The organism is Nocardia takedensis NBRC 100417 (assembly GCF_000308695.1).
GTDB classification, from domain to species: Bacteria; Actinomycetota; Actinomycetes; order Mycobacteriales; family Mycobacteriaceae; genus Nocardia; species Nocardia takedensis.
Map to the genome: position 1 here is coordinate 41,673 of NZ_BAGG01000112.1, position 6,422 is coordinate 48,094.

The 6,422-nt window shown below is 67.3% G+C and carries 9 protein-coding genes; 2 read left to right on the forward strand and 7 right to left on the reverse strand.

All coding sequences use genetic code 11. The features are described from left to right. Window positions 1-6 precede the first annotated feature (6 nt). The 4 genes from ON30_RS23930 to ON30_RS23945 form a co-directional block, all read right to left on the reverse strand. Window positions 7-870, reverse strand: coding sequence for an ABC transporter permease (locus tag ON30_RS23930; RefSeq protein WP_040710333.1), 864 nt, complete (start codon window positions 868-870; stop codon window positions 7-9). 1 nt (window position 871) lies between these two features. Continuing rightward, window positions 872-1,726, reverse strand: a complete 855-nt coding sequence (locus ON30_RS23935) for an MlaE family ABC transporter permease (RefSeq protein ID WP_040710335.1) — start codon at window positions 1,724-1,726, stop codon at window positions 872-874. Between the two features lie 305 nt (window positions 1,727-2,031). Further along, complete coding sequence (locus tag ON30_RS23940; RefSeq protein ID WP_040710337.1) at window positions 2,032-2,220, reverse strand: hypothetical protein; 189 nt, start codon at window positions 2,218-2,220, stop codon at window positions 2,032-2,034. Then, complete coding sequence (locus ON30_RS23945) at window positions 2,220-2,444, reverse strand: hypothetical protein (protein WP_040710339.1); 225 nt, start codon at window positions 2,442-2,444, stop codon at window positions 2,220-2,222. Before ON30_RS23945 ends, ON30_RS23940 begins: the two co-directional genes overlap by 1 nt. Before the next feature lie 401 nt (window positions 2,445-2,845). Between ON30_RS23945 and ON30_RS23950 the strand changes: the two genes are divergently transcribed. Then, window positions 2,846-3,754: an oxygenase MpaB family protein gene (locus ON30_RS23950; protein WP_040710341.1), complete on the forward strand. Its 909-nt coding sequence runs from the start codon at window positions 2,846-2,848 to the stop codon at window positions 3,752-3,754. Window positions 3,755-3,864: 110 nt separating this feature from the next. Here ON30_RS23950 and ON30_RS23955 read toward each other — a convergent pair whose 3' ends face one another. Beyond that, entirely contained in the window at window positions 3,865-4,131 is a 267-nt protein-coding gene (locus ON30_RS23955; protein ID WP_040710342.1) for a hypothetical protein, read from the reverse strand. A gap of 2 nt (window positions 4,132-4,133) precedes the next feature. Then, window positions 4,134-4,334, reverse strand: a complete 201-nt coding sequence (locus ON30_RS23960; RefSeq protein WP_040710343.1) for a hypothetical protein — start codon at window positions 4,332-4,334, stop codon at window positions 4,134-4,136. A gap of 259 nt (window positions 4,335-4,593) precedes the next feature. Here ON30_RS23960 and ON30_RS23965 point away from each other — a divergent pair, with 259 nt between their 5' ends. Beyond that, entirely contained in the window at window positions 4,594-5,976 is a 1,383-nt protein-coding gene (locus tag ON30_RS23965; protein WP_501040347.1) for an NsdA family TPR-like regulatory protein, read from the forward strand. Between the two features lie 189 nt (window positions 5,977-6,165). On the opposite strand, the gene ON30_RS23970 is transcribed toward ON30_RS23965, so the two are convergent. Next, a complete protein-coding gene (locus tag ON30_RS23970) occupies window positions 6,166-6,384 on the reverse strand; it encodes an MbtH family protein (protein WP_083911631.1) in 219 nt (72 codons plus the stop codon). Window positions 6,385-6,422 lie beyond the last annotated feature (38 nt).

Sequence of the window (6,422 nt, forward strand, 5' to 3'; positions counted from 1 at the left end):
CGGCCCCTATCCCGAGATCCGGAATCCGGGGTCGATACCCCAGATCGCGAGGGTCAGAAACAGATTGGCGAAGACCATGACGACGATGACCATCTTGATCGCGCGGCCCGCGGCCACGCCGACGCCTTCGGGGCCGCCGGTGGCGGTGAACCCGTAGTAGCACTGGATGAAGGTCGCCAGCAGGGTGAACAGCGCCACCTTGAACAGCGAGGCGAACACGTCGGGGCCGACCAGGAATTGGTAGAAGTAGTGGTCGTAGGTGCCCGCGGAGGTGCCGCCGAGGAACAGCACCGACAGTTTGGTCGCCAGGTAGGCGGTGGCCAGACCCACGGTGTAGAGCGGGATGATGGTCAGCGTGGCCGCGATCATCCGGGTGCTCACCAGGTAGGGCAGCGGCCGGATGGCGATGGACTCGAGCGCGTCGATCTCCTCGGAGATCCGCATCGAGCCGAGCTGGGCGGTGAATCGGCAGCCGGCCTGGATGGCGAAGGCCAAGGTGGCCAGGATGGGCGCGATCTCGCGCGTGGTGGCGAAACCGGAGATCGCGCCGGTCAGCGGACCCATGGTCAGCAGGTTGAGCGCGGTGAACGATTCCATGCCGACGGTGACGCCGCCGAAGGCGCACAGGATGATCACCACGCCGACGGTGCCGCCGCCGACGATGAGCGAGCCGTTGCCCCAGCCGACGTCGGCGGTCAGGCGCAGCACTTCCTTGCGATAGTGCTTGAGCACGAACGGGATCGCGGCCACGGCCTGGAAGAACGTGACGACCTGATGGCCGATGCGCTGGTTGAGCCCGTAGGGCACCAGGGCGACGGAGCGGACCGCCCGCAGCGGTTTGAGCGCGGGCGGTGTGTAGCGAGTACCCACCTCAGATGACCTTCGTCGGGAACAGCGTGTTGTAGAGCTGCGTGAGAATGATGTTGGTGGCGAACAACATCAGCGCCGAGGTGACGACCGCGGAGTTCACCGCGTTGGCGACGCCGCCGGGTCCGCCCTTGGCGTGCAGGCCGACGTCGCAGGCGATGATGGCGGTCAGCGCGCCGAAGATGGCGGCCTTGATCAGCGCGACGATCAGGTCGCTGGACACCGCGAACGAGGCGAACGAGCCGATGAACGACCCCGGGGTGCCGCCCTGGGCGTAGACGTTGAACATGTAGGCGGTCGCGAAGCCGACGAAGACGATGAACCCGCACAGCAGCATGCTGACCAGGACCGCGGCCAGCAGGCGCGGGGCGACCAGGCGACGCACCGGGTCGACGCCCATGACCTTCATGGCGTCGATCTCCTCGCGGATGGTGCGCGAGCCGAGGTCGGCGCAGATGGCCGATCCGACCGCGCCCGCGATCATGAGCGAGGTGACCAGGGGCGCGCCTTGCCGGATGACGCCGAGGCCGGCGACCGCGCCGATGAAGGTGGTCGCGCCGACCTGGTTGACCAAGGCGCCCACCTGGATCGAGACCACGACCGCGACGGGGATGGCGACGAAGATCGTCGGCGCGGCGGAGACGCTGGACATGAACGCGCACTGCTTGATGAACTCGTGGAACGGGAATCGGCGCGCGGCCAGGGCCCGGAAGAGCTCGATGATCGCGTCGCGGCCCAGCATCACCTGGCGGCCCAAGGTCTCGAGCGATTGCTGCGGGTGTCGCCGCCACAGCCCCTTGAGATCCTCGACGGCCAACTCCAGGTCGGTTCGTTGTCGAGGGTGTTCGGTGGTGGTCACTGGTGCCCGAGTTCCTTTCTCGGCGGTCCGCCGCTCACACGACAACCGGTCCGCCGGTCGCTCCCACGAGGCTCGGAGCGTGTGAAGTCTCGCACAGAGAGATGCGCGACACAAGCGATATGTGAATGTTGATTCTCGGCCATGAGCGGGGATTTCCGCCACCCTGACAGAGCATTCATCGACATCTTCCATCAATGTGAACTGGCGTTATTCGCCGATGAATAATTAAATGGGGCGCAAATACCCCGCACTCATGTGGTGATAAGTTTCCGACACTCCTGCACCAACGCAGGATCGGCGGACGGTCAGGCGGGAGCGGAGAGGCGGTCCTCGAGCAGGACCAGCAGCAGGCCGATTCCGCCGACGCCCGCGGCCAGGACGCCGAGCACGGCGAGCCAGAGCCCGAAGCGCAGGACCGGATTGACTTTCCTACGCCCACCGAGGATCTTGATGCCGATCACCAGGATGTCGATGAGCCAGACCAGCGCCATCATCAGGTCATGGTCACATTCGCGAACAGGAGCACGGGCCAGCACACGATCGAGCCCAGGAAGGAGACGACGACGTCGATTCCGTGTAGCTGCTTGAGATGACTCGTGTGGGTCAGCGACCAGATCAAACCGATGATCCCGTACGGGATCGCGAGAATGATCAGGGTGCCGATGAACTCCGACACCTTCATCTCATAGCTGAACAATCTATCCAGCTTGGCGAGCACTGGCGTTGCCTCCTTTCGCGCACCGGGCCGACCGCTCGCCGACCCGGGGAGAAGCCCGGAGACCGCGACGCCGCGGATCGGTGCGATCGTCCACGATCGCACCGGTGCGCCCATATGTTACGCACGATTCACATCGTTGCGGAAGTGGCACTTGTCCCCGAACTGTCTACTCCGTGCGGTTCGGCAGCTTCCACCTGTGTTTACGGCGCGAAGTACCAGGAATTACCCGGCGCGGCAGGCACCGCGAACGGGCTCGGAAACCCCTCCCGACCCAGCAGAATTTCCAGTAACATAGCGGCCGGGGTGCCAGTCAGGAACACACCGGGGAGCCACGGGACCGCGCGCACGGCACCGCGACACCGGCTCCCCCGCTTCGAACGCACCGCCACGAAAGGACTGCCATGACCGCCGCCGCACATCCCACCGACAACCGGGAATCGGCCCCGCTCGGCGGGGACCGCACCCGCATCCACATCAGCGCCGCGCACCGACCGCTCACCAAGCGTCCGCTGAAGTTGACCGACGCGCTGGACTTCTGGGCCTTCGCCGGCGCGGCCGCCAACGTGGCGATGCAGATGGCGCGGCCCGGGGTGGGATACGGCGTGGCCCAGAGCAAGGTGGAATCCGGATCGCTGATGAAGCATCCGTGGAAGCGCGCGCGCACCACCACCCAGTACCTCGCGGTCGCCATCCTGGGCACCGAGGAGGAGCGCAAGGCCTACCGCGAAGCGGTCAACGCCGTGCACCGCCACGTGCGCTCCGAACCCGGCGCCCCGGTCAAGTACAACGCCTTCGACCGCGACCTCCAGATGTGGGTGGCCGCCTGCCTGTTCATCGGCTTCGAGGACACCTACCAACTGCTGCACGGGCGGATGAACGAGGAACAGGCCGAAGCCTTCTACGCCTCCTCCTCCACGCTGGGCACCACCTTGCAGGTGACCGAGGAGATGTGGCCCGCCACCCGCAAGGATTTCGACGCCTACTGGAACGCGGCCTGCGAACAGGCCGTCATGGACGACTACGTCCGCGCCTACGTCGACGACCTGCTCAACCTGCGGATGATCCACTGGTACCTGCGGATTCCGTTCCGCGGCCTGCTGAAATTCCTGACCATCGGGTTCCTCGCGCCGCACTTCCGCGAGCAGATGCAGGTGAAGTGGACCGAGGCCGATCAGCGCCGCTTCGAGCACCTGTTCGTGTTCGTCGGCTTCGTCAACCGGTTCATCCCCCGTCCGCTGCGCTTCGGCGGCACCTACACGATGATGGCCGACATCCGCCGCAGGCTGAAGGGGAACAAGCAGCTGGTCTGAGGCGGTACGGACACAGACCGGCCGGAGGCCCGGTGCGCTCGCGCGAACGCGAGGCACCGGGCCTCTGCCGTACCCGGGTCTGCGGAATCCGGGTACGCCGTGGCGGGGGGTCAGCGGGTGTAACCCTCCGCGCGTGAATCGGGCACGATGCGCCCGGCGTCGACCAAGGCGCGGAAGGCCGCCGCCTTGCGGGCGCAGGTGTCGGCGCAGCAGCCGCGATGGGCCTGCATGATCTCGTGGGCCTGAGCGGGCGTCAGCCGCTCGGGCGCGGGCCGCCGCTCCGGCGTCGAAAGCCCGCCGCCCAGCCAACTTCCCAGCACGCCCGCGATGGTGAGCAGCAGTCCGCAGCCGGTCAGGACCGACCACAGCGATCCCACGACTACCTGCCGGCGGCTCGTCCGGAACAGTGCGCCGAAGCCGCTAAGTACTGGCGGCACGCGGCGCCGTGGCCCGCGTGCGTGGCCAGGATGAACCGGGCGCGCTCGTCGTCGAGCGGCAGCGGGTCCAGGGCGGGGTCCTGGCCGCAGTCGCGACTGCGGATCAGCCACAATTCCCTGATATCCGAGTGCAATACGTCCATCGTTCACCTCCACGGGAGTTCAGTGCATCCGGCACCTGGGGGCGCCGCCGGAAACCGCGCTCGGGGCGGCTGGATCGGACCGCCCCGGGACCGTGCGACGGGTTTCCGGAGAGCGGGCGCCCCCGTAAGGTCTGGGCAGAACCCCGGTACCGGATGCGATTTCAAGAGTGCGCGTTGCGATTCGGTTGATAACAGTCCCGAATGCGGTAATTACGAGTAATTTCCGGTTGAATCAGCCTGGTACGAGGAAGTAGGACCTATGGTTGAGATCGACTGGACCGGCGAAGATGTTGTAGCACTTCGGGCGGCGATGCGGCGAAGTCGCTACGAGTTCGCGCGCATGGTGGGCGTTACCCCGCGCACCGTGGTCTTGTGGGAAAAAGGCCGGACAACCCGGATGCATGCCGCAAGCAGGCGCTTACTCGACCGAGTGCTCTCCGAGGCCGATCCGGTCGTCGTCGCGCGGTTCGAGCGCGCGATCACGGCGGGCCACGACGCGGCCAGTGAAACCGGAGAAGCGAGCACGGCGCTCGTGCGGAACACCAAGCTCGGTAGGGAAAGTGCGCCGGTACCGGCGGAGGACCGGCCGGCGCCGATCGGGCTCGACAAGGAAGTCGAGGAAGACGACGTGAATCGTCGAGAGTTGCTGGCCTGCCTGGGGGTAGGGCTGGCGGGGACCGCGGCGGAACTGGTCGTGAGCGAGCCGGAGCGGATGCTCGCCACCCTGGACGCCGGATCGATCAGCGAACGCAGACTCGGGTTGCTGGAACAGACCGCCGAGGCGCTCGGCGCCGAGGTCGTCCAGGTACCCCCGCACCAACTATTGCAAACCTCATTAGAGCAATTCCGCATGGTTCGAGGCTGTCTCGGCGAAAGACAGGCCACGATCCATCAGATCCGGCTGGTCCGCACGGCGGGCCGCCTGGCCAATGTCGTCGGTGAAATTCTGTTCAACGAAGGCCATTTCGGTCAGGCCCGACTCTGGTATACCACCGCCATTCACGCGGCCCAGGACATCGGCGACCGCTATTCCGAGGACATCGCGCTGGCGGGCATGAGCTATCTGCCCACCTACAGCGACCGACCCGAGGAGGTCCTGGCCCTGCTCGAACCCCGTCTGGCCGAGGACCCGCGCACGGGCGCGGCCGCGGCGTGGCTGTGGGGCATGGCCGCGCGGGCGCACGCCGAGATGGGTCAGGCCGACCGGTTCCAGCACTGCGTGGAGAAATCGGCGCTCGCGCTGGACAGCGTGGAGGGACAGCACTTCCCGACCGGCATCTTCTCCTTCCGGCCCGAGAAGCTCTCGTTCTACAAGGCCATCGGCTACGCCCGACTCGGGCGCGCCGAGGAGACCGCGCAGGCCGCCAACGAGGCGATCTCGCTCTACGACCCGCGCGAGACGATGGAACCGGCGCTGGTCCGCTTCGAGCACGCCACCGCGCTGCTGCGCTCCGGCGAGGTCGACGAGGCGTGCGCGGTCGCGACCGCGGCGATCACCGACCAGCGCACCTACGTGGGTCTGACGGTGAGCAAGCGGGCCAAACTGTTCGACGCCGCGCTGTCACCGCAGCACGGCCGCGCGCGGAGCACCTGGCGGGAACAGGCGGCCTCGGCCCTGCGGCCGACACCCATCCGAGCGTGAGCGCACGACCGGTCCGCGCGTCCGCCGAGGGGTCGGGTCCGCGCGTGTGGTCGCGCTCGACGGAGGGGGCGGGGCGCACCGGTAGGCGGGGGAACCGGTGCGCCCCGCGGTATTCAGGGGGTCGGTGTTCCCACGGGCACCCGCTGTGTTCAGCGGGCGCCCACTGTGTTCAGCGGGTGCCCACTGTGTTCAGCGGGTGCCCGCGTCCATGGCCGCGATCAGCGAGGCGGGCCGCATGTCGAGCCAGTGCGCCTCGACGTAGGCCAGGCAGGAGGCGCGCGAGGCCGCGCCGTGGGCGATGGTCCACCCGGTCGGCACGGCAGCGAAGATCGGCCACAGCGAATGTTCGCCCTCGGCGTTGACCAGCACGTAGAACTGGGCGGTGTCGTCGTCGAACGGATTGTTCACGAGCATTCCTTTCTCTGGGAGTCCGGTGCCGGACGGGG

Excerpts from the sequence above, each read along its gene's own strand:
- ON30_RS23940 (WP_040710337.1), bottom strand. The coding sequence starts at position 2,220 with ATGATGGCGCTGGTCTGGCTCATCGACATCCTGGTGATCGGCATCAAG.
- ON30_RS23950 (WP_040710341.1), top strand. The coding sequence starts at position 2,846 with ATGACCGCCGCCGCACATCCCACCGACAACCGGGAATCGGCCCCGCTC.
- ON30_RS23960 (WP_040710343.1), bottom strand. The coding sequence starts at position 4,334 with ATGGACGTATTGCACTCGGATATCAGGGAATTGTGGCTGATCCGCAGT.
- ON30_RS23965 (WP_501040347.1), top strand. The coding sequence starts at position 4,594 with ATGGTTGAGATCGACTGGACCGGCGAAGATGTTGTAGCACTTCGGGCG.